The sequence below is a fragment of the uncultured Acetobacterium sp. genome, from assembly GCF_927416815.1.
In the GTDB taxonomy this organism is placed as follows: Bacteria; Bacillota; Clostridia; order Eubacteriales; family Eubacteriaceae; genus Acetobacterium.
Genome location: NZ_CAKMJU010000006.1, coordinates 1 through 21,654, shown reverse-complemented (window position 1 = coordinate 21,654; position 21,654 = coordinate 1). Strand labels below are relative to the sequence as shown.

The window sequence follows — 21,654 nt, the reverse complement described above, 5'->3', positions numbered from 1 at the left end:
GGGGGATAGGCACTCTCCCAGAGCAGGCAGCAGCGGCTTGCCAGGGCAGAGACAAGGCCTTTTTTTGTCTACTTGTCAGTTTTTTATCCTTTTGATGCTATTTTTTTGATCAACTACTTTTATTCGATCAAGCCGGCGACTTCATTGGCCGCCCAGATGGCGCCGCGGATATTTTTGATCGTCTGGCTGTCGCCAATATGATAAACCTGGGGATAAACATCCTTTAATTCTTCATAAAAGGAAGGGGCTGGATCAAAGCCGACCGCAATCATTACATGATGGGCTGGCAGCACTTGTTCCTGACCGTTTTTCTCAATCACCGCACCTTCTTCGGTAACCGCTTTAAGCTCGGCACCGGTAATCATTTGGCTGTGATAAAAGACCAGCAGATCCTTAATCATCTGTTTGTTGGCTGGTGCCAGGGGAATCCCGGCGGTTAAAATATCTGGGGCGGAATCGACGATCGTCATCTTGTGACGGTGCATGGCCAGATGCAGGGCTGCCTCACATCCTGCCAGACCGCCGCCAATGGCTGGACAACGTGGTCCGACAAAGGTTTTGTCGGTAATCACATCAATCGCATTGGTTACCTTTTCGCTGTCCATCCCCGGGAAGTTAAGCTGCCTGGCTTGGGAACCCTGGGCAATAAATAGGATCTCGGGATTAAGCGCCGCTATTTTTTCGGCGGTGGCCGGTTCATCGAGGCGGATCTCAACTTTTAAGCTTGCCAACTGCCGCTCATACCAGGCGATCAGGCGCTCATCGACATCTTTTAAGATCCGCTTGCTACTGTATTTAAGCTTGCCGCCGAGGCGATAACTTTTTTCAAACAAAATGACCTGGTGGCCACGCCAGGCACTGACGCGGGCGGCTTCCATTCCGGCCGGACCGCCCCCGACGACGACCACCTTTTTCGGGCTTTGAGCCGCCTCAATCTCGGATAACAATTCCCGGTTGCAGGCCGGGTTAACGGTGCAGGAGGCTTCGGCGCCAGCAATTTGCTGAGCCAGACAGCCGTCATTACAACCCAGACAGGGGCGGATTTCGTCTATCTGACCATGACTCAACTTTTGTGGCAGTTCGGGATCTGCCAGTAGCGGCCGACCCAGACCGACTCCATCGAGCATGCCTTTTTTTAGCGCCTCAATGGCCAGATCGGGATCATCCATTTTTCCAGCCGCCAACACCGGCACCTGGACGACTTTTTTAAGGGCTTCACTCAATTTTAGGTAAACTCCCTTATCAAAATAGACTGGCGGATATTTCCAGTATGAACTTTTATCAAATGAACCAAAGCCCGCCTCAACATCAAAACCGTCACAGCCGGCGGCTTCTAAGATGACGGCGGCGGCCAGGGCTTCTTCTAAATCTCGCCCCTGTTCGGCAAATTCTTCACCGGGCAGTGCCTGCTGTCGCCCGGCTTTAAGATAACTCTTCATGGCCATCCGCAAAATCACCGGGAAGTCGCTACCGCAGGTGTCTTTGATAGCAGTGATAATTTCGCTAACAATCCGGAAGCGATTTTCTAGTGCCCCGCCATAGCTATCACCACGCTGATTGTAAAGCGCCAGGGTAAAAGCATCCAGCAAATAGCCGGTCTGGATTTCAACCCCGTCAAAGCCGGCGGCTTTAACAATTTTAGCCGCGTCGGCAAAGGCACCGACTAACTCCGTAATTTCGGCGGTGGTCATCGCACTACCGGGTTTACTTTGCTCCGGCGGAGCATCTCCTGCCAAACCGGCGGCTAGCTGAACAAAAACCTTACTCCCCTGGGCATGGATTTGCCCGGTCATGGCGAGCCCCGCAGCGATATAGGCTTGCGGCTCAAATGATGGGGTCGGCACGCTGCAGACTAGCGGTTTAGCGCTAGAAATGATTACCGCATTGGCTCCGGTAATGATCAGCCCCACCCCGCCCTTGGCGCGGGTCACGTAAAAAGCGCTCGCCGCTTTGCTGTAAGCGCCGTTTTCGCGGACTGCCAGCATTGCCATCGCCGGCATAAACAGCCGGTTTTTCAGTTCCAGATTGTTGATTGTGAATGGTTCAAATAAAGCCCTGACCTGCTTATCCATCATTTTCCCCCTGAATTTTATTTAAAGATACATGGTTGCGGTGTCGAAACTCAAATCAAGCCAGCTAGCATACAATATCTTGACTTTAGAATGAGCTTCCATTTGGCATATTGTGTGTAAATTTGGAAAAATCACTGTTGACACCCTAATAACCATCAATGCTTAGCGCTAACTGCTTCAATAATAACTGTAACAATATGCAAAAATCAAACCAAACTTAGTCCGTTTGCTTGATCGCTTCGCCAAACTTGCGGATATGGTCGACGATTTCCTGATAGGTAGTCTTCATTAGCGCTGTCGGCAGCTCATAGAGTTCGATGCTGTGGCGCAGCTTGACCATCCCGTTAGCAATGATTTCATCCTCGGCGGTAATCTCAAAATCGGCCTCAAAAACCACCTTGCAATCGATGCTGGCATTAAATTTACTGGCCAGCGATCCCAGCAGCAGCCTGGCTAGCGGGTACTGCTCATCAATTACATAAAAGTCGACATAGCTTTCCGGGCAATGCTGCTCCCGTTCTTCCTCGATCAGGAAGCCCTGGCAGGCACTCATCGAAAAAAACACCGGAATGGCATTAATGGCATCGACCAGTTCCCGGATACCGCCATCAATCTCATCGGGATTGCTTAAATAAGCAGCCTTGTCTGCTTGGCTAAAAACGGTGATGGGATTGCTCTCAATCCCTAAAAATGATAAATCCATCTTCTTTCCTCTTTCCTTAACGATTTGAAAAATTCTGACCAGCCGCGGGCTTCTTGTCACTACTTTCTAAAAAAAGATCATCCCAAACCAGGTAATCACATTATAGCCATTTAAGAATGACAGCTGATGCTTTTCACAGATATCGGTCACTGAGATGGCATGACTTTCAACACAGGGGTACATTTTTTCCGGATGCTTACACGCCGCATCCGGGTAGGCGCATTCCTCGCAGACGGCACAGGATTCAGCGGTGAGAATCAGCTTGTTATCATACTTACCAAAAACATTGGCTTTAATTGCCTCGACAATTTCTAAATGCTCACATCGGGTCGCCAGCATTTCGTCCATATTGAGAATGTCATTGACCTCGGAAATGGTACTAAAAATAAAGGCATGCTGATAGTCCAGACAACGGGCTTGACACTCTTCTAAGGTTCCCACCGCCGGCGGACAGGACCAGGAGTTTCCGTATTGCGGACATTCCAGCTGGCAGATGGTATGGACGGCCGGATAAAAATTGATTTCCGACGGATCAAAAAATGCATATTCAAAAATCGGATATTCAGTAATTTGTTTTTCGATATTTTCTCTTGTCATTATTTGTTTGCCTCATTTTTTATGTATTTTATCACAGCCACACCAATTTGATCCAGGTATTACCCAAAACTGATTTGACTGGATTGATGATCCTATTGTATAATGAAACAATCGTGAACGCAATACATCAGGGCATGAAACAATGTCCTCCGAACCTCCAAATTTAAAAAACCTTCCGGCATGGAGGCGTGACCATCACGCCTCCATCTGATTTTGCGGTCAATACAGACGCCGGGTTAATTTTGATTTTACCAGAAAGGAGTCCGCCCATGGTTAAGCGCAGCATCCTGTTACCGCTTACTATCTTGATACTTTTTTTGTTAGCAGGCTGTTCTTCTCAACCGCTAGAAATCACAAAAAAGGCTGAGCAGGGCCGTCTTGATTTAACCGCCAGCGATATTAAGCATGAAATTATTCCCCTGGACGGCCAATGGGCCTTTTACTGGAATCAGCTTCTTGAACCGGCCGATCTGGATCAGGGCGCTCTCAGCGGTTATCTATCATTTCCATCGTCCTGGAACAAATATGAACTCGATGGTAAAAAGCTTCCCGGCACTGGTTATGCCACCTACGCGCTGACCTTTACAGCTTCCAAAAATGAAATCCTGGCACTGAAAATCCCTAAGGTCCGTACCGCCTATCAGCTCTTTGTCAATGGCCAGCTAATTGCCAGCGCCGGTACCCTGGGTACCACCCGCGAGGCTATGGTACCGCAATATCTGCCCCAGATCATCTCCTTTGAAGCCTTGGAGGGCGACAATCAGGTGGTTCTGAAGCTGTCCAATTTTTATATGCCTAGCGGTGGGCTGCTAAACAGCATCCTGCTCGGTGGCGAGACCCAGCTGCAGGCGCTCCGTTATAATGGTTTGGGCTATAATCTGTTCCTGTTTGGCGCCCTGATGATGATGGGTGTTTATCATCTGGCGCTATATTTCTTTCGCCAAAAAGACCGGGCACCACTTTATTTTGGACTATTTTGCATTCTGGTAGCGATCCGCACCTTAATGATTGGCGAGTCTTTCCTGTACTTTGCCTGGCCGGAGCTTAACTTTATGATCTCCCGAAAAATCCAGACTCTGACCTATTATCTGGGAGTGCCCTTGATCCTACTCTTTTTCCGGGCTATTTTACCCGACTACTTCGATATCAAACTGGCCAAACTGGTGGTGGTTATTAGTCTTGCCTATGCTGCAGTGGTGATTTTAGCGCCAACCAATATTTATACCGCGATCAACCCGCTGTACCAGATCTGGACAATTTTTCTGATCGGCTATCTCTTGGTTACGCTGCTTAAAATCACTCGTCATCGCGAAAAACACAGCGGCCTGATCATCTTAGGCGGGCTGATCCTGACTAGCACCAGTCTGATGGATATCATTACCCTAAGTCCCTGGATCAACGACAGCTGGCCACCGCTGTTAAGAATGATCTTTCAGGGCGATGCCAACTCTTCAACCGGACAATTAATCTTTGCGGTTCTCTATTCGCTGTTGCTGGCCAAAACCTTCTCGGAATCGCTGGAATACCGCACCGTGATGGGCGAAAAACTGATTGAAATGAACGATCATCTCGATGAACTGGTCGCCCAGCGGACAAAAGCGCTCAGCGAATCGAATGCCAAGGTTGAACAGCAAAATCTGGAACTGGAGCAGATTAATCTGGAACTGCAGCGGCTCTCCTTACGAGATCCTCTGACCGAACTGTGGAACCGCCGGAAATATGATGAAGCCATCGGTTTAGAGTGGCAGCGCTGTTTAAGAAAACAACATCCGCTCTCGCTGATGTTTATTGATGTCGATTATTTTAAAAACTACAACGATTTGTATGGCCATGTCGCCGGCGATGCGACCCTGATTAAAATTGGCAACACCATTCGCCTGGCCTTGTCTCGTCCCACCGATATGGTCGTTCGTTATGGCGGCGAAGAGTTTATTGTACTCCTTTCTGAAACCGGAAAAGCAGAGGCGATCCTAAATGCCAACCGCCTGCTTAAAAAAATTGAAGCCCTGGCAATTCCCCACGCAGCCTCACAGGTTAGCAACTACCTGACCGTCAGCATCGGGGTTGCCACCTTGTTGCCTGATCACCATTACCAGCATGAAGACCTCGTCAGGATTGCTGACAAAGCCCTCTATCTTGCTAAAACAAATGGCCGCAACCAGGTTGTTTATGAAGATACTGCTTCCCCGAACAACCCAGTTTAAGGGCTCCTGCCCTTGCTCAAAAACAAAATAATTCCCGTTACGAAAATATCTTGCAATTGATCCGTACATTAAATGACTGCTACCAAAAGACCCTGCCGCTTTGCCGGCAGGGTCTTTTGCCGTTACCCGCAACACTGGATCACCAAAAACATGACCCTTCATATCAAGTTGCTATTAATCTCCTGAGCCACAAAGCTCTTCTGGGATTCGTGATAATTGTTTACTTATATGTTTAGGGAACATTATCCCGGGTATATATTATTAAGTATAGATGTTATGTTTGGTCAAAATTCATTTCAATGCATGGTAATTGGAAAAGGTAATTCCAGATAAGACATCTAAGTAGCTATCAATTATATGGCATTATTGCACCATTTTATCAATTGAACAAAAAAAGAAAGGGTGAAAAAAATGCTTTGGACTGTTGCAATTATTCTCGTTGTTTTGTGGTTGTTGGGGTTTATTACCTCGTATACATTTGGCGGGTTTATTCATATTCTGCTGGTACTCGCGGTCATCGTAGTAATTCTTAATCTTATTCGGCGTCGATAGAATAAGATTTTAACCAAGTAAAATTTTCAAGGAGGTTTAAGTATGTCAAATGCAAAAGGTAAAATCGAAGCGACCAAAGATAAGCTGGTCGGCGGCGTCAAGGAAAAAGTTGGAAAAGTAACTGGCAACGAAAAGCTGGAGTTAAAGGGTAAGATCCAGCATAAAAAGGGTGAGCTCGAAGAAAAAACCATCGATATGGTTGACAAGGTCGGCGAAATAACCGACGATATCGCCGAAAATATCAATGATACCCTCGATAAAGACAAATAAGATAGCAAGCTACAGCGATTCATAGAAGAAGTGCCCCAAACCAGCAATGCGCTGGATTGCGGCACTTTTTTTAAGCTTGTAATTTATCTTATTTTGATGATCACCTTGACTGCTCTTGTGTCCAGACTGAAATCGATCCTGGGGCACAAAAAAATGTGCCGATGCCATCTTCATTGATGGTTACTGTTTCGTCACGATTCCCTAAATAGTCGCGATATTCTTTTCCTGCATGTTGCTTGCCAATGTACATATCCTTATAACCCGCATCACTATTTGTCAGCAAAACTGCCATCCCGCCAGCGTGTTCCTCGTCTCCCTCTCGGGTCCAGCCGATACAATTGGGATGATCAAGATAATCGTTTTGTTTACCATAGGCATAATTCAACCGTAAAAACAACAGCGTATCGATTAACTCCTGCTTACCCTGAATTGGATTTTCTCCACCAATACCATAATAGTCGCCATAAAAAATGCAGGGAAACCCGTTTTCGCGCAACAAGATCATGCCGTAGGCGAGCGGCTTGAACCAATCTTCAACCCAAGATTCCAGCGCTTGTGCGGGTTGCGAATCATGATTATCGACAAATGTTACCGCCTTGGTGGGATTTTTTTCCATCAAGGTATTGTCAAATATTTTACTCATCTCAAAACGATTTCCCGAGTGACTGGCCTCTGAGAATTTCATATGCAATGCAACATCAAACAAATCGACATTGTATGTGGTATCCTCAATATAATTTTCCAATACTGGGTAATTCTGCTCCCAATATTCCCCGACCGTATAAAAGCTACCCCCTATTTTTTCGTGGATGTTTTTGATAAACGCATCAATAAACTCGCCTTCAATATGTTTAACTGCATCCAAGCGAAAACCATCAACGCCGGTTTCATTGATGTACCACTCACTCCAGCCTTTCACCTCATCTTTTACATCGGGATGATCATAATCCACGTCGGCATTCATCAGGTAATCATAATTACCATATTCCGTGTCAACCTCGGTATTTTCAGCCCAACCTTTGGCAATTCCTTTAATCATGTAAATTGCTTTTTTGCCATTTTCCTGATTAAAATCGACGCCTGAAAAATGGGTCCAGTTCCATTGGAATTCGGAGTATTTGCCCTGTCTGCCGGGAAAGACAAATTTTGTCCAGCCTTCAATCTGATAGTCATCGGAAACTTTTTTCTGTCGATCATCGGGATCGACTTCATAGGCCGGAAACTTTTCCGATTGATCTGCGCCGGCTTTATGATTTAAGACAATATCGGCAATTGCCAAAATACCCTGATCATGGAGCGCCTTAATCGCTGCCAGGTATTCTTCCTTGGTTCCGTATTTTGTTCGCACTGCGCCCTTTTGATCAAATTCGCCCAAATCGTACAGGTCATAGATCCCATAACCAACATCATTGGTTCCGGTTGCTTTTGTTGCCGGGGGCATCCAGACTAAGCTGATGCCGATTTCTTTTAAGTGTTTTGCATCCTCTTTCAGTCTTTGCCAATGGTTACCATCATCTGGTAAATACCATTCAAAGTACTGGATCATTGCTCCATTTTTGCTCATTATAACCCCTCGTATTCTTATTCGCTATGTAACATCTACATAACCAAGAAAATTTTCGCTTTTGCTTTGCAATTTTTCCCTATAACTAATTAATACCCAAAACGACGTAAAATAATATCATCCTTAAGTTTTCAATAAAAAATACTCCCTTCATAGCCAGACCGTTTTTTAAACGGTCTGGCACGAAGGGAGCAAATTATAAGGCTCGACTAAAATTATTTAACATTTTATCTTTTCTTCTAAATCACTGTATTCGCAGCTGATTTAGACAGGTGCTACAATGGTGTTCTGAATCAAGGTTGCAGCTGTCTGGGTCAATAAGCGACCATTGATCGATGCTTGAGATTCTAGAGCGATGTTTGTCTTGGCAAGGACAATTCCCTCAAAATGGGCACCGGTTCCAATTGAAACGGTTTCTGATACCTGCCAGAATATATTTTTGGCTTGTACGCCGCCAGCTAGAATAACTTTTGTATCACTAGCTTGAGTGATTCCTTTGTCAATTTGGAAAATGAAAACATCGTTGGCATCGCCAGCAAGGGTAAGATCCGAATTTATTAAAACATCGTTATCCCATTTATAAACGCCTGTTGTCAGTGTTTGACCACTGAGGTCTCCGGTGAATACATTCGTATAATTGATCGCTCTTCCCGCCGCATCGGTGTAGGCCGTTTCCATGTCGCCTACTGCTGTTGTTAGGTTCTCACCAGTTGGAGCGGCGTAGTCTGCTGCGTATACGTTGCCAGTAATTTGTGGCGAAGTCGCAAATACGTTTGTGGCATCAGCGGTCAGCGAAAATCCGGTAATGGCAGCGGCTTCAATTGGGCTGACACCGATATCGCCGGTAATGGCAGAATCTGGCACTGTTGAAATGCCTGTTTTTGCTAAGATTGCATAATTAGCAGCTGTCCCAAGGTTGACCGGCTCGGTCACGATTGGGATTGGTGTTTCTTCGACGGTGACGATGCAACTGTCAGTCAGACCGCCATCGACTGTTGTTACCACGATCGTGGCGATTCCGGCACTCACAGCAGTAACGATACCGTTTTCATCAACCGTAGCGATGGCATCATTGTCAGATGACCAGATGACACTCTTATTGGTAGCATCCGCTGGTAAGACGGTTGCTGTCAGTGTTTCTGTCTCGTCAACTAAAAGACTGGCGGTTTCTTTGTCCAGGCTGATCGATTCCGGATGAACGATAACATCGGTTTTGATGATTCTGATTTGCACGGCTTCTAATCTTAAACCTTTTCCTCTGGTTCCTGCTAATGCGCCATCAGCAAGCCAACCCTCGGTCCAGCCCTGATTTTGAATATGGACACGATACTCAACCGAATACCCAGGCATATTGATCAGATTAATGGTGATTGCTTCTAAACGTAAGCCCTGAGCTTCAGTACCGGCCAGTTCGCCATCCTTTCGAACGCTCTGGTCTCCGACATTTTGCACATGGACACTATATTCAATCCTGGCATCGACAGGCGCATCAACCAGTTGAATTTTTAGCGCCTCCATCCGAAGACCCCGACCTTCTGTCCCTGAGATTACGCCATCAGAGACCCAGCTGAGCCAACCTTGATTTTGAACATGGGTTTGGTAGGTAACCCCAACGTCACTTGTTACCTCGTTACTAACCTGATCTTCCTGTGCAAAAACGTTTCCAGCCAGAAATAAATTAGCAACTAACAGCATGGTCACGAATAACCAGGCTTTACTTTTTTTTAAATTTTTCATTTTCTTCTCCTTAGAATTTTGTATTTTAGTCTAGTATTCTAGTCTTGTATTTTAGTCTTGCCAACATGAAAAGACAGTGATTATCCCACTTTTTTATGATAGAAAACTATCTTAACTTTCCCGGACATTATTTTTTTACTCCCTTCATTGCAAAGCATCATATCATGCTAATCTACTATATTTCATTTTTATTGAAAATAACCCATAAACACCTCTTTCAATAAAGAAAACTCAACCTAAACAGACTAATGCCTATTAGGTGACTCAACATTGTTTCAGCCATTTGAATCTCCGCTTCTGATCGATGTATAAACAAGAAACCTGCTACTTGCGCAGCAGATTTCTATAGAGCTTTGTTTCACGTCATATCAAGCATTTCAGTTGGGTGCAACCCACAAGGACGATGAACGGAAAATTTTTATGTAATTTTCAACTTTGTAGGTTCATCAGTTGGGTTTTTTGTACCGGTTTTTGAGTTTTCCTCATCAATTTTTTTCGTTAAATTAGCTAAATGATATTTGGCAAATTCTCTTCCGCCAAGGCCAAATGCTAATGCAAAGGCAATTGATAAACCGCCGATAATAAACAAGAAGGTGGTCGTTACAATTGTAGAGGCAAACTTCAATTGATCCAATGTCATAAAGATAGCCAAGACATAAATAATATACTTCACTAATTCACCGGTTAAAGCACTGCCGGTTGTATTTTTAATAAATACCGAAAGCGCATTTCCGCCAAAAACTCCAACGCCAATAATAATGATGGCAATAAGAACCGATGGTAAATAAGCAATAATCGCTATCCCGATTGTATTTAAAACTTCCAGATTAAGTGTATTGATTGCTTCCACGATAAAGAAGGTCATCAACACAACCTTGACGATTGTTCCCACTAATTCAGATATTGTAATACTTGCCGTCCCAGACATATTCAGGTACTTTGAATATTTATTTACACCAGAATTATCCAATAAACCTTCAACTAAATTGCCGACAATTTTGGCAATGTATCCACCGACAACTAGTATAACTACCGCGACGACAATAAAAGGCAGCGCCGTTAGAATCTGATTTAACACATTTACGATTGGTGTCGAAAGCGTAGCGATTCTTAATGTTTCCAAAGCTATTGTGACGATTGGTATTAATATAATCACAAAAACTGTATTAGCAAGGACTTTTGCGATCGTATTTTTTTGTTTTCTCAGTTCTTGTGGCGTGGTATCTTCATCGACCGTATATTTGTTGATAAAGCGATCAACGTTAATTGCTTCCAGCACGTTTTGAACTAATTCTCTAACAAATCTTGCTACAAAATAGCCAATAACAAGGATCACAATCGCCGCAAATAAATTAGGCAGGAAAGCTAAAAAGTTATTGTACATGTTGATGATTGGCGCAGAAATTTGACCTAGGCCAATACGTACTAGAATGGCTGGAACAAACGACAACAATACTAAATAAAACAATATTTTGGCGATCGTCTTGATTAGTCGGGAGCCATCCTCCGCCGTTGCCGCTACCTTCCATTTTACAAGTGTTTCGTTGAATTTTATTGCGTGTAAACCCTTGTTAATTAGAAATTTTACCAGGGTCGCAACCAGTATTGCTATAATCAATAAGACAATTGCACCGATTACCCCTGGCAAAGCCGTATTAAAGGAATTCCATAAATTATTTGTAGTATTTTGAATCGGATCCATTTTTTTTCCTTTCAATAATTGGTTGAGGTGTCAAAACTAAATTTAAGTCACTAAGCATACAGTATATTGATTTTGACACTCTAACCATAATTGTGAATACGTAAAACACCATTAGCATCAACAAATTCTAATAAATTCGGTTCCTAAAGAACGAAAATCAGGACTTCCTTTTTCATTATTTTGTTTTATAATGTATAAGAAAACAATCTCGCAAAAGTTGCTTTCTTATACCTTATGCCTAGTCCTTTTACTTTTCTTCTTTTTGGTCTTTCTTTTTATCGATAAAGTCATTGACCTTACCTGCTGCGCCTTCTTTTGCATCGTCTACCTTATCACCGGCATCGATCGCTTTTCCTTTTGCGTCACCTTTTAATGACTGAACCTTACCCTTTAATTCCAACTCTTCGTTACCAGTAACTTTCCCAGCGGCCTCCTTTATTCCGCCGACGGTCTTGTCTTTGGCTTGATCAATTCTACCTTTTGGATCTGCCATGATTAAATCCTCCTTTAATTAAGATTTTTTTATTATTCTAATTATGTACCCCCTTGTGTCGTGTTTAATCATCCGATGCTATATTTACATTTTTTATGCAGCAAAGTAGATTTATATTGCCAATGTATCTATTAAGTAGCATTTTGGAATGCACCGAGATAGAAACTAATCCGGACACCGCAAAAATCAAACTGTTCGGATCGCTTACCCTCAAACCTTATAATCCCGAGTACTCCCCCAAAACCTACCGCCCCGAAGATGTCGGTGTATCGATTCTTGGTGTTGTTGTCCAAATGAGGAGAACCTTGTGCAAGAAAAATAAAGCCATAACCTCAAGCATTTGCGAGATTATGGCTTTTTCATTCAGATGAAAGTGTATTATAAAAATGCAAACCATTTCTTTAAATGTCTTACATTACACTGAAACTCCTATAAACAAAACACCGCACCTTGTAATAGAGATCAACTCTTCTTTAGATATATCTCCTAATTCTTCGTCCCAAATACAATCTTCTTCAGGATCATCAATAACATCTAATTCGGCTTTTTCTCTTCATCAGTTCTATCTTCTTCGATATTCTTCATATATCTTTGTCGCCTCCTTAAAATCTTTTCCAACCATGTTCCAGTCAGATTTTAATGCTTTATAATCAGATAAATTTAAGTACATCCCCCTTTGATCAGGTCTGTCATCAAAATTATTGTTGACTTCTGTATCATCTTCTAGTATACTCATCTAAATTAAATTTTAATTTAATTGAAGTAACAATAGGGGGAATTCATAATTTATACAAAAGGACAGATGGAAGACGAAATCACAAAAGCCTTGATTCAATGGGAAAAAGAATACAAAGGACGAGGACCAACAGAAGCCAGAACGGATATTATCCGTAATATGGTAATCGTTTCTCTCTGCGGCGTACTTTCTCGTGCCGAGCTGGCTGTATCAAAAAGTTCGGAAGGGATGGCTTTGGTCAAAGCATTGCGCAGGCAATTAGTTGAACAGGGGCGTCCTGATCTGGAGGAAATCGTCAACCGGATTACCGGCGCCAGTGTCGTTAGTCTACATACCGACATCAGCACAAAAACAGGTGAGCGTATCTTTGTATTTGTGATGGATCGTGACATTCAATAAAATAATTCGTTGGAAAGACTTTAAATGGTAGTTTTCTATCAGTTACATGTGTGTCCGGCATCAACTGCAATAGCAGTTGGTACCGGTTTTTTTGTTTTTTAATTGGAAACCTTCTCCGCGTAAGTAGCTTTTAAAATCACTGTGAGAATTTTTAAATAAAACTCCGCCGTGATCATTTGCAAACATGAAGTAAGGCCATCCAAATTAAAATAGTATCAATAGAAAGGATACGAAAAATGTTATCAAATGAATACCAGGTTCTTAATGGACCAGAGGGTTACCTACCGCCTGCTGCTGCCTCGATGGGAGTTATGCTCCCCGATCAGGGTTTTGCATTAATTGAAGGATCTTGTGTTTTAGCCGATGATGCGCTGGAAAAAATTGCCGATAAACTTTTAAATGCCAAGAATCCAGTTTTCTTTCCCGGCCCCCTGCTGCTCTGGGCGTGGAAAGATGGTGTTGCTGAAAAGGCACAAGCTGTCAAAGACCTGGCCGAATTGGCGGGGGCAAAAATTATTCCCATGCCCGATTATCGACCAAAGTATCCCATGATCAATCCGGAAGTCGAGATTAATCCCAACCATCCGAACTTGACAATTTGGCATAATAAGATTGATGTCTGTGTATTTATTGGTGTCCATTGTCATTATGCAAATGTTGCCCTAAAAATCATCCGCGGCGGTACCGACTGTTATACTGTTGCACTTTGTGCCGAAGCCGGACATGAGGATGCGATGATTTCGATGCGCGACGTCGGATTATTGCAAATCATCAAGCTTACAGAAATCATCAGGAAGCGAAAGGATGAGCAGAAATGATTGAACAAAAAATAGCAGATCCAATTCAAATTTTGTTTGAATCCGAAAGAGAGACACAATTCATTACTGGCAGCGAAGCCATACGGGAAGCCATTCGTAGGGCAAATGTCGAGATGGCAATTGCTTATCCCATTACCCCGCAATCAGAAAGTATGCACCTTGTTGGTGATCTTTTCGCCGAAGGTTACATCAAAGATTATTTCAGAGGCGAGAACGAGTTTGCTGTAATGTCGTCTGTCGCAGGTGCCGCAATGGCCGGGGTACGGGTTTTTACGGCAACCGGAGGACCGGGAACACTAAGAGCTTTTGAGGCCTTTTCAACCTGGTCGGGAGCACGACTACCAATCGTCTGCGCGTTTATGACCAGAGGTGTGAATTCACCGCTGACAATACAGCCCGATACGATCGAGATGTCCTGTATGCTAGATACCGGAATTCTGATGCTTCATGCCGAAGACTCCCAGGATGTCTACGATATGATTCTTAGTGCCTTTATGATTGCTGAGCAAACTGATGTTCATATTCCGGTAGGCGTATTTGTCGATGGATTTTTTGTCACCCACACCCGAGATAACGTCGAGATCACACCAGCTGACTTGAAACTGCCACCCTATAATCCCTATAGTGCCCCCGTGCCAGTTATGGACATGGAGAATGTGCCATTTCGTCAAATGCGAGATCCCTTTGTAATGAAGAGCAATTTTATCAGCTATGCAGCGCATGCTTCCTGGCAGCAGGAGGTTCTTGCTGCCGCTGAGCGTTCGAGAAAGTATATCAAACAATATCTTGGCGATTTGATTGAAACCGAATATCCCAATTCTGAAATTCTAATTATCGCTTCTGGAACAGCTGTCTCTCAGGGACGTGAAGCAATGCTTGCCGCCCGTAATAGCGGGATGGATGTCGGTCTTGTGAAAATCAAGAGCGTTCGTCCCTTTCCAGAAGAAGAAATACGTAAACTTGTGCGACATGCCAAGTATGTTATTGTCCCTGAATTTAATCGCGTTGGATGGCTTGCCCGCGAAATTAAGTCAGTCGTTGAGGATACCACTAAAATTATTGCCGGGCCACGGGTTTACGGGGGCATGACAATGCCACCCGGATTAATTATCGATGAAATCAGGAGGTGTTCAGAATAATGAAGCGTATATTTCAGATCTCGCCAGCATTTGAAGATATCATGCCGGCCGAATATAAGGAACTGATCGAAAACGGTCCGTTTCACAGTAACAAAGGTGTTTTGGACCTGGGTACATACAAGGAGCTATTAGAAGAACATCCCTTGTGCGCCGGGTGTGGTCTGGCGCTGTCATTACGACTGATTCTGGCTGCGCTGCCAAATCCAGAAGATACCATCATTGTTGGCTCCACAGGCTGTAGTGCACTAGCCTTCCCGCAAGTGGCCATCCATAATATTCATTCTCTGTTTGGCAATCAGAATGCCGTTGCTTCAGGTTTAAAGCGGGCCTTATCGTTGCGTTTTCCAGATCAGGTGAAAGATGTTGTTGTGATTGCCGGAGATGGCGCAACCGCTGATATTGGACTGGACATGGTTATGCACTCTTGGTTCAGGCAGGAAAATATTACCACAATCATGCTTGATAACGAAGCATATGCAAATACCGGTGGTCAGGAAAGTGGGATGTCACCGGAAGGAGCCGTTCTCAATATGGCACCGAAGGGGAAAAAATTTGCAAAAATTTCAATGCCCAACTTAGCCCGTGAGTCCGGTTGTCCATATGTTGCTACCGTTACGCCAGCCAATCCCAATAAACTGGCGAAATCGATCCGGCGCGCAATTCTTGCTGCCAGAGAATTAGGCCCTAGCTATGTTCAAGTGTTCGCACCGTGTCCAACAAACTTTAAATTCAAACCAAGCGAGACCATATCAATAATCAAACAACGACAAAAAGAAGGCACCTATAAAACCACAGAGTTCGTCTCCGAAGAGGCGCAGGAACTTTTTGCTTGTCTTGAGGAGGAGAAAAATGAGTAATAAAATCAACGTCCGAATGTCTGGTTTGGGTGGACAAGGAGTTGTTACCGCTGCCCATATTCTGGGATCAGCGGCCACTAAAGAAGGAAAGAAAAGTACCGTCAATCCTTTTTTCGGAGCCGAGAAGCGATTGGCTCCAGCCGAAAGCTATGTCCGTATTTCTGATGAAAAAATTCATGAGCGGGGTGAAATTCTTTTTCCCGATATCATCATGATCTTCCATCCTCACGTAATTACACTAGGAAAATGTTATACCATGCCTTTCTATGATGGTCTTCAGCGTAACGGTATTATTATTGTCAACTCTGAACAACCGCTAACGCTTGGTGACGATGATCTTAGGAAAATGACCGAGCTTGATGCTAAACTTTACTATATCCCAGCAACTCAAATTGCCAGTGATATCGGTGGCACCGAGCTTGCAACCAACATGTCCATGCTTGGCGGTTTGTTGGGTGTTACACAAATTGTATCACAATGTTCTTTTCAGGCAGCACTTGAGGAACGCTTTAGCGGCGGGAATTTTGTTGCCTCTGGTACGACAGCAGCCCTCGATGATGCTTTAAAGGGCAAGTATGATAAAGTTGCGCAATTAATTGAAAAGAACCTTGACGTTGTCAATGAAGCCCGTTTACAAATCATCGAACATCAATTTATCTAGGAGGTATAGTCAATTATGTATGTAAAAGTTAGAGTAGATGACGAGAAATGCATTGGATGTAAGCTGTGTATTTTCGCCTGTCCAGACCCGAATGTTCTATGGTATACTGATAATAAGAAAATTTCTGTAAATGAGGCGCGATGCAAGGGCTGTGGTCTCTGTGTTGCCAACTGTCCCAAAAATGCACTGTCAATCGATTGATATGTTAGCGAATACGCAGGTGCAAGCATGAAACAACAGATCGTTGATGCAAAACATTTATTGTTCGAAGCGGAAAGAGCATCAGTTTTCATAACTGGCAGCGAAGCAGTTGCTGAAGCAGTCAAAAGAGCCAATATCGACATGGCTGTGGCCTATCCCATCACACCTCAAAGCGAAAGCATGCACCTGATCGGCGAGCTTTATGATCAGGGTTTCCTTAAAGACTTTTATCGTGCTGAAAATGAATTCGCAGTCATGGCAAGCATTCATGGTGTGGCTCTTGGCGGTGGCCGTGTCTTCACAGCGACTAGCGGACCGGGAACCTTACGCGCCATGGAAATGTTTCCAGTTTGGGCCGGAGCAAGACAGCCAGTGGTTTGCGCTTTCATGTGCAGAGGTGTCTCACTACCGCCATCCATCCAACCCGAAAATATTGAAATGGGCATGCTACTTGACAGTGGCATGCTCATGCTTCATGCCGAAACTGCCCAAGATTTTTTCGATATGATTCTAAAAGCCTATCTCATTGCCGAGCGTACTGAAGTTCATTTACCTGTAGGTGTATTTGTCGACGGCTTCTTTGTGACCCATACCCGCGATGAGGTGATGCTTCCGCCGGAAAACATGAAGTTGCCGGAATATAATCCGGCAGTTTCTCCCGTTCCGGCATTCGATATGGAAACACCACCTTTAAGAATTGTCCGTGATCCGTTATTGAATAAAAGTAATTTTATCAGCTACGCAGCCAATGCAAGTTGGCATCAAGAGGTACTTGCTGCTGCCGAAAGAGCCCGAAAACCGATTGATTTTTATCTCAATGGTTTAATCGAGGTCGAGAATCCCGATGCTCCAGTAATGATTGCCGCGTCTGGAACCGCCGTTTCACAAAGCCGTCAAGCTTTAAAATTGTTAACCGACCAGGGCATCGTGGCGGGTCTCATTAAGATCAAAGTGATTCGTCCATTCCCAACCGCTGAACTGATTAGCGCGACTTGCCACGCTGACTTGATTGTGGTTCCTGAATTCAATGCTGGCGGATGGCTGGCAAGGGAAATTAAAGCAACACTTGACAGAAATAACCGCGTGATATCCGGTCCAAAAGTATTTGGTGGTATGACCATGCCACCGGAATTGATTGTAGCTGAAATAAAAAAAGCGCTTTATCAGGAGGATTAACCATGTCGAATTGGACATTCAAACCGGTCCCTGCATTTGCAGACTTGCTGCCCCCAGAATACCTGGATTTAGTTGAGAATGGCCCCTACAATCAGGCCGTGGGAATTGATCAACTTGGCACATTCAAAGAAATTATTGAGGAACATCCTCACTGTGCTGGCTGCGGTGTTGCACTTGGCATCCGGCTGATTGCCGCATCCTTACCCGCCCCTCGCGATACCATCATTGTCGGGACGCCGGGCTGTTCTTTTTTCACACTTTCTCAAACTGCATTAAACTATTCCAATACCGCCTTCGGAAATCAGAATGCGGTAGCTTCGGGTCTGAAACGAATGCTTACGATTCGTCACCCTGATCACAACAAGGACGTTCTCGTCCTTGTCGGAGATGGCGGCATTGTAGATATTGGACTTGACTTAACACTACATTCCTGGTTTCGAGGGGAAAAAATCGCAACAATCATGGTCGACAATGAGGTTTATGGCAATACCGGCGGGCAGGAAAGTGGCATGAGTCCCGCCGGAAAAGTTTTACATATGGCTCCCAAAGGGAAAAGCTTTCCCAAAATTCCCATCCTTGAATTGGCAAAAACCTCCGGCTGTGCCTATGCAGCCAGGGTAACCGTAGCAAGTCCGCAAAAATTGGCAAAAGCTGTCCGCAATGCGATACTCATCGCCCGGGAAATTGGACCGTCTTTTGTTCAAATTTATACCCCTTGCCCAACAAACCTAAAATTCCCACCGAATCAGACCCTCCATGTGGCAAGAGACGCAGAAAAAAACGATTATTCCTTTGATGAGTTTATTTCTGCAGAAGCGGCTCAGTATCTCAAATTACAAGAATAATCCCAAGAAAGGTGGTTCGCGATGGAACAGGCAAATAAAACATCAAACAGCATATTAAGATGGCAATTTATTATTTGGGGCATATTAATCTACATCTGTCTAGGTACGGTCTATTCATGGAGTGTTTTTCGAAAGCCCCTCGAAGAAGCCTTTCAAATCGGCTCGGTTCAGAGCGGATTGCCATACATGTTTTTCTTGGCCACCTATGCCTTGCTTATGCCGGTCGGCGGTTTGCTTCTTGAAAAATTCAAACCCCGAACGGTTATTATGGCCGGCGGAATTCTGGTTGGACTGGGGTGGATCCTATCCGGCTTCACAACAAATATTACTGCCTTGACCATTACCTACGGCATTATTGCCGGTGGCGGTGTCGGGATTCTTTACGGCGTACCAATGGCCGTGGTCGCAAGGTGGTTTCCTGACAAAAAAGGGCTGGCCGTCGGGCTTATTCTGATGGGTTTTGGCCTATCACCTTTTGTTACGGCACCTCTTGCAAGCTATTTGATTGGCCTTTACGGCCCTATTGAAACATTTAAACTGATCGGCATCGTTTTTCTTTTGGTCATTCTTATTTTGGCACTGCCTTTCCGTTTTCCTGAAAAGCCAATTTCTGCCGATAAGATAAATGCAACTATTCCCCAAACTGAGGATATTGACACAAAGCAAATGCTTAAAAATCGGCAATTCTTGGGCCTCTGGATTTGCTTTGGAATCAGCACAATGGTTGGCTTGATGTGCATTGGCATTACCAGTTTGGTCGGAATTGAAATCATCAAGCTGGATGCCGCTGTGGCCGCCTGGGCGGTTGCCATGTTTTCGGTCTTTAACGGCATCGGCAGACCAATTTTTGGCTGGCTTACCGATCGCATTGGCGTCTATAAAACGACGGTTATTACTTATCTGCTCATGATTGTGGCCGCCGTTCTGATGCTGGTAGCTGGTAACGGTTCAGTCGTCATCTACATGATCTCCTTCTCACTCCTATGGTTTACTTTTGGCGGTTGGCTGGCCATCGCACCGACTACCACTTCGATCCTTTTTGGGCAAAAATACTACAGTAAAAACTATGGCTTTGTATTCACCTCCTACGGTATTGGCGCGGTTTTAGGTGTAAGCACTTCAGGATTTATCCGTGATCTATTTGGCAGTTATCTGAATGTTTTCTATCTGGTTCTAGTCCTCGCCGTATTGGGAATTGTTCTTTCTAGCATCTTTTTCAAACCAGTAAAAGCTTAATTACGCCGATATGACCGAGATGATTTGAAGGGCCTGAGTCCCCACGATAAAATGCTCTCTGTTTTACGAAATGATTTGCTTTATGCAAATCATTTCGTAAATTTCTTAGGCTGCACTTTAAGCCTATAAACAAAACACCGCATATAACGGAATCGACAAGATATCATTTTCAAATCCAAAATTTTTGCCTGAGATGCGAATCGAATAATCCGGTTGATAGTGTTGGCGATAGACCGAAAAGTAAATACTGAATTCAAAAAAAAAGGCGCTCTCCCGATTGAATCATTAGTTGTTCCTGCTTTATCAAATTCATTCGACCCGAGTTTAATCTCTACTGCACCCCATCGTCCATCCCTAAGCACAACAACTGCATCACATTCTAAACCACTCTTGTCTCGGTAATGATAAACCTTCCCCCCCAATGCTTCAGCATAGATTCTCAGATCTCTTATACATAGAGATTCAAACAAATAACCAAATGCATTAAAATCCGATAATAAGCGCTCATGAGTAATACCTAATGTTGCGATGCCAATCGAAGGGTCAACAAATTGTCTCTTTGGTGACACCCTTAGTGGAGTAGCAGAACGAATAGACGGATTCCAAGCCTCTAAGTCTTCCACAACAAACAATCTTTGAAGTACATTCAGATATGACTGAATCGTTGGTCTAGAAATTGATTCATTCTCCCCACCTTCCATATCTTTTATTAAAACTGAATAATTAGCCTCTGTTGAAATATTGCGGGATAAAGATCGTAGTAAAGCAAACATCTTATTTGGATTTTTCTCGATACCATCAACTCGTGAGACATCAAACTGAACAATGGAGTCGACATAGTCTTGTGCTGGTTCCATAACCCTATCAAAACATAGCAAAAGCCGAAGCAATGCCAGAGATAGGTGTATGAATAATTCGCTCCTTCCGTAGAAGGTCCTGGTTGAGCCAGTGGCCGCTCTGATTGGCTGGGTATGAATATCAGAGTGAAGCCTTCCCACAACCGTGAATAAAAACGTAACGCGGTGCCACCCCGGAGGTTCCGTAAAGCATTGCCTCTGGCCGGTGTGAACGTAACGTTCACATCCCGGTCAAGGTAGCAAGGCTTGTAATGGCTGAATACCTTGAGTGTTGTTTTAAAAAGGTCAAAACCGATTGTTCTGCTATCTATGTTACGCAGCCGGCTTTGCCGGTTGCCGTTTTTCAAGAATAAGTTTTACTTTTTCATAGGAGGTGGTAAGCCGAATATTCGGATCCGTGAGCCGGTCGCGGATATTATGGGCCGCATTGATATCAGCATCCATAGTGCCACAGGATGGACAGGTAAAGGTTTTTCCGGCACGCTTGCCGAAACTGCCGCAGTGATGGCAGATGCTGTCTTACTTACTTAATAGCCAAGGCCTAGTAAAAATCACCATATAAAGCTTCATTACTCGCCTTAACTTTTTCATACATTTCCTGTGTTACTTCAAAGAGAAACGGCGCACTATCCATTAAATAACAGCCCTGAAAGGTAAAAATATTTCGCACTAAAAATTAGCGATAAAACGGGAATGCAAGAAAAAGTTAAGGCGAGTAATGAAGCTTTATATGGTGATTTTTACTAGGCCTTGGCTATTAAGTAAGTAAGACAGCATCTGCCATCACTGCGGCAGTTTCGGCAAGCGTGCCGGAAAAACCTTTACCTGTCCATCC

The 21,654-nt window shown here is 44.1% G+C and carries 22 protein-coding genes; 12 read left to right on the top strand and 10 right to left on the bottom strand.

All coding sequences use genetic code 11. The features are described from left to right. Positions 1 to 119 precede the first annotated feature (119 nt). From QZ998_RS00960 to QZ998_RS00950, 3 genes are all read right to left on the bottom strand, one after another. A complete protein-coding gene (locus QZ998_RS00960) occupies positions 120 to 2,072 on the bottom strand; it encodes an FAD-dependent oxidoreductase (RefSeq protein WP_296557294.1) in 1,953 nt (650 codons plus the stop codon). Positions 2,073 to 2,289: 217 nt separating this feature from the next. Further along, positions 2,290 to 2,775 carry a hypothetical protein gene (locus tag QZ998_RS00955; RefSeq protein ID WP_296557292.1) on the bottom strand — a complete coding sequence of 162 codons (486 nt, stop codon included), beginning with the start codon at positions 2,773 to 2,775 and terminating at the stop codon, positions 2,290 to 2,292. 66 nt (positions 2,776 to 2,841) lie between these two features. Further along, positions 2,842 to 3,372, bottom strand: coding sequence for a DUF2284 domain-containing protein (locus tag QZ998_RS00950; protein ID WP_296557291.1), 531 nt, complete (start codon positions 3,370 to 3,372; stop codon positions 2,842 to 2,844). A 269-nt stretch (positions 3,373 to 3,641) separates the two neighbouring features. Here QZ998_RS00950 and QZ998_RS00945 point away from each other — a divergent pair, with 269 nt between their 5' ends. The 3 genes from QZ998_RS00945 to QZ998_RS00935 all read left to right on the top strand — a co-directional run bounded on the left by QZ998_RS00945 (position 3,642) and on the right by QZ998_RS00935 (position 6,398). Then, the gene (locus QZ998_RS00945) at positions 3,642 to 5,576 is read left to right on the top strand and encodes a diguanylate cyclase (RefSeq protein WP_296557290.1); all 1,935 of its coding nucleotides are present in this window, start codon (positions 3,642 to 3,644) and stop codon (positions 5,574 to 5,576) included. Positions 5,577 to 5,987: 411 nt separating this feature from the next. Then, positions 5,988 to 6,128, top strand: coding sequence for a lmo0937 family membrane protein (locus QZ998_RS00940; protein ID WP_296557288.1), 141 nt, complete (start codon positions 5,988 to 5,990; stop codon positions 6,126 to 6,128). A 42-nt stretch (positions 6,129 to 6,170) separates the two neighbouring features. Continuing rightward, positions 6,171 to 6,398: a CsbD family protein gene (locus QZ998_RS00935; RefSeq protein WP_296557287.1), complete on the top strand. Its 228-nt coding sequence runs from the start codon at positions 6,171 to 6,173 to the stop codon at positions 6,396 to 6,398. Positions 6,399 to 6,498: 100 nt separating this feature from the next. On the opposite strand, the gene QZ998_RS00930 is transcribed toward QZ998_RS00935, so the two are convergent. From QZ998_RS00930 to QZ998_RS00910, 5 genes are all read right to left on the bottom strand, one after another. Next, complete coding sequence (locus QZ998_RS00930) at positions 6,499 to 7,962, bottom strand: alpha-amylase (protein WP_296557286.1); 1,464 nt, start codon at positions 7,960 to 7,962, stop codon at positions 6,499 to 6,501. Between the two features lie 264 nt (positions 7,963 to 8,226). Beyond that, entirely contained in the window at positions 8,227 to 9,699 is a 1,473-nt protein-coding gene (locus QZ998_RS00925) for an ice-binding family protein (RefSeq protein WP_296557284.1), read from the bottom strand. Positions 9,700 to 10,117: 418 nt separating this feature from the next. Next, positions 10,118 to 11,401 (bottom strand): mechanosensitive ion channel, encoded by a 1,284-nt coding sequence (locus tag QZ998_RS00920; RefSeq protein WP_296557282.1) that lies wholly within the window; start codon positions 11,399 to 11,401, stop codon positions 10,118 to 10,120. Positions 11,402 to 11,648: 247 nt separating this feature from the next. After that, positions 11,649 to 11,894 carry a hypothetical protein gene (locus tag QZ998_RS00915; RefSeq protein WP_296557281.1) on the bottom strand — a complete coding sequence of 82 codons (246 nt, stop codon included), beginning with the start codon at positions 11,892 to 11,894 and terminating at the stop codon, positions 11,649 to 11,651. 562 nt (positions 11,895 to 12,456) lie between these two features. Beyond that, positions 12,457 to 12,630, bottom strand: a complete 174-nt coding sequence (locus tag QZ998_RS00910; RefSeq protein WP_296557279.1) for a hypothetical protein — start codon at positions 12,628 to 12,630, stop codon at positions 12,457 to 12,459. A 66-nt stretch (positions 12,631 to 12,696) separates the two neighbouring features. Here QZ998_RS00910 and QZ998_RS00905 point away from each other — a divergent pair, with 66 nt between their 5' ends. From QZ998_RS00905 to QZ998_RS00865, 9 genes are all read left to right on the top strand, one after another. Next, positions 12,697 to 13,029 (top strand): DUF2294 domain-containing protein, encoded by a 333-nt coding sequence (locus tag QZ998_RS00905; RefSeq protein ID WP_296557276.1) that lies wholly within the window; start codon positions 12,697 to 12,699, stop codon positions 13,027 to 13,029. A 236-nt stretch (positions 13,030 to 13,265) separates the two neighbouring features. Then, complete coding sequence (locus QZ998_RS00900) at positions 13,266 to 13,847, top strand: carbon monoxide dehydrogenase beta subunit family protein (protein WP_296557274.1); 582 nt, start codon at positions 13,266 to 13,268, stop codon at positions 13,845 to 13,847. Further along, positions 13,844 to 14,986, top strand: a complete 1,143-nt coding sequence (locus QZ998_RS00895; RefSeq protein ID WP_296557273.1) for a transketolase C-terminal domain-containing protein — start codon at positions 13,844 to 13,846, stop codon at positions 14,984 to 14,986. Before QZ998_RS00900 ends, QZ998_RS00895 begins: the two co-directional genes overlap by 4 nt. Beyond that, on the top strand, positions 14,986 to 15,843 hold the full coding sequence (locus QZ998_RS00890) for a thiamine pyrophosphate-dependent enzyme (protein WP_296557271.1): 858 nt from the start codon (positions 14,986 to 14,988) through the stop codon (positions 15,841 to 15,843). Before QZ998_RS00895 ends, QZ998_RS00890 begins: the two co-directional genes overlap by 1 nt. Further along, entirely contained in the window at positions 15,836 to 16,504 is a 669-nt protein-coding gene (locus tag QZ998_RS00885) for a 2-oxoacid:acceptor oxidoreductase family protein (protein ID WP_296557269.1), read from the top strand. Before QZ998_RS00890 ends, QZ998_RS00885 begins: the two co-directional genes overlap by 8 nt. 15 nt (positions 16,505 to 16,519) lie before the next feature. Continuing rightward, complete coding sequence (locus QZ998_RS00880; protein ID WP_296557267.1) at positions 16,520 to 16,705, top strand: 4Fe-4S binding protein; 186 nt, start codon at positions 16,520 to 16,522, stop codon at positions 16,703 to 16,705. A gap of 27 nt (positions 16,706 to 16,732) precedes the next feature. Further along, entirely contained in the window at positions 16,733 to 17,881 is a 1,149-nt protein-coding gene (locus QZ998_RS00875) for a transketolase C-terminal domain-containing protein (RefSeq protein ID WP_296557266.1), read from the top strand. A gap of 2 nt (positions 17,882 to 17,883) precedes the next feature. Next, positions 17,884 to 18,726: a thiamine pyrophosphate-dependent enzyme gene (locus tag QZ998_RS00870; RefSeq protein WP_296557264.1), complete on the top strand. Its 843-nt coding sequence runs from the start codon at positions 17,884 to 17,886 to the stop codon at positions 18,724 to 18,726. 21 nt (positions 18,727 to 18,747) lie between these two features. Then, the gene (locus tag QZ998_RS00865; RefSeq protein WP_296557263.1) at positions 18,748 to 19,962 is read left to right on the top strand and encodes an OFA family MFS transporter; all 1,215 of its coding nucleotides are present in this window, start codon (positions 18,748 to 18,750) and stop codon (positions 19,960 to 19,962) included. An 89-nt stretch (positions 19,963 to 20,051) separates the two neighbouring features. Here QZ998_RS00865 and QZ998_RS00860 read toward each other — a convergent pair whose 3' ends face one another. Together QZ998_RS00860 and QZ998_RS16825 are read right to left on the bottom strand one after the other, a co-directional pair. Continuing rightward, positions 20,052 to 20,819 (bottom strand): DUF4143 domain-containing protein, encoded by a 768-nt coding sequence (locus QZ998_RS00860; protein WP_296557261.1) that lies wholly within the window; start codon positions 20,817 to 20,819, stop codon positions 20,052 to 20,054. A gap of 312 nt (positions 20,820 to 21,131) precedes the next feature. Next, positions 21,132 to 21,332 (bottom strand): zinc ribbon domain-containing protein, encoded by a 201-nt coding sequence (locus tag QZ998_RS16825; protein ID WP_366512365.1) that lies wholly within the window; start codon positions 21,330 to 21,332, stop codon positions 21,132 to 21,134. Between the last annotated feature and the right edge of the window lie 322 nt (positions 21,333 to 21,654).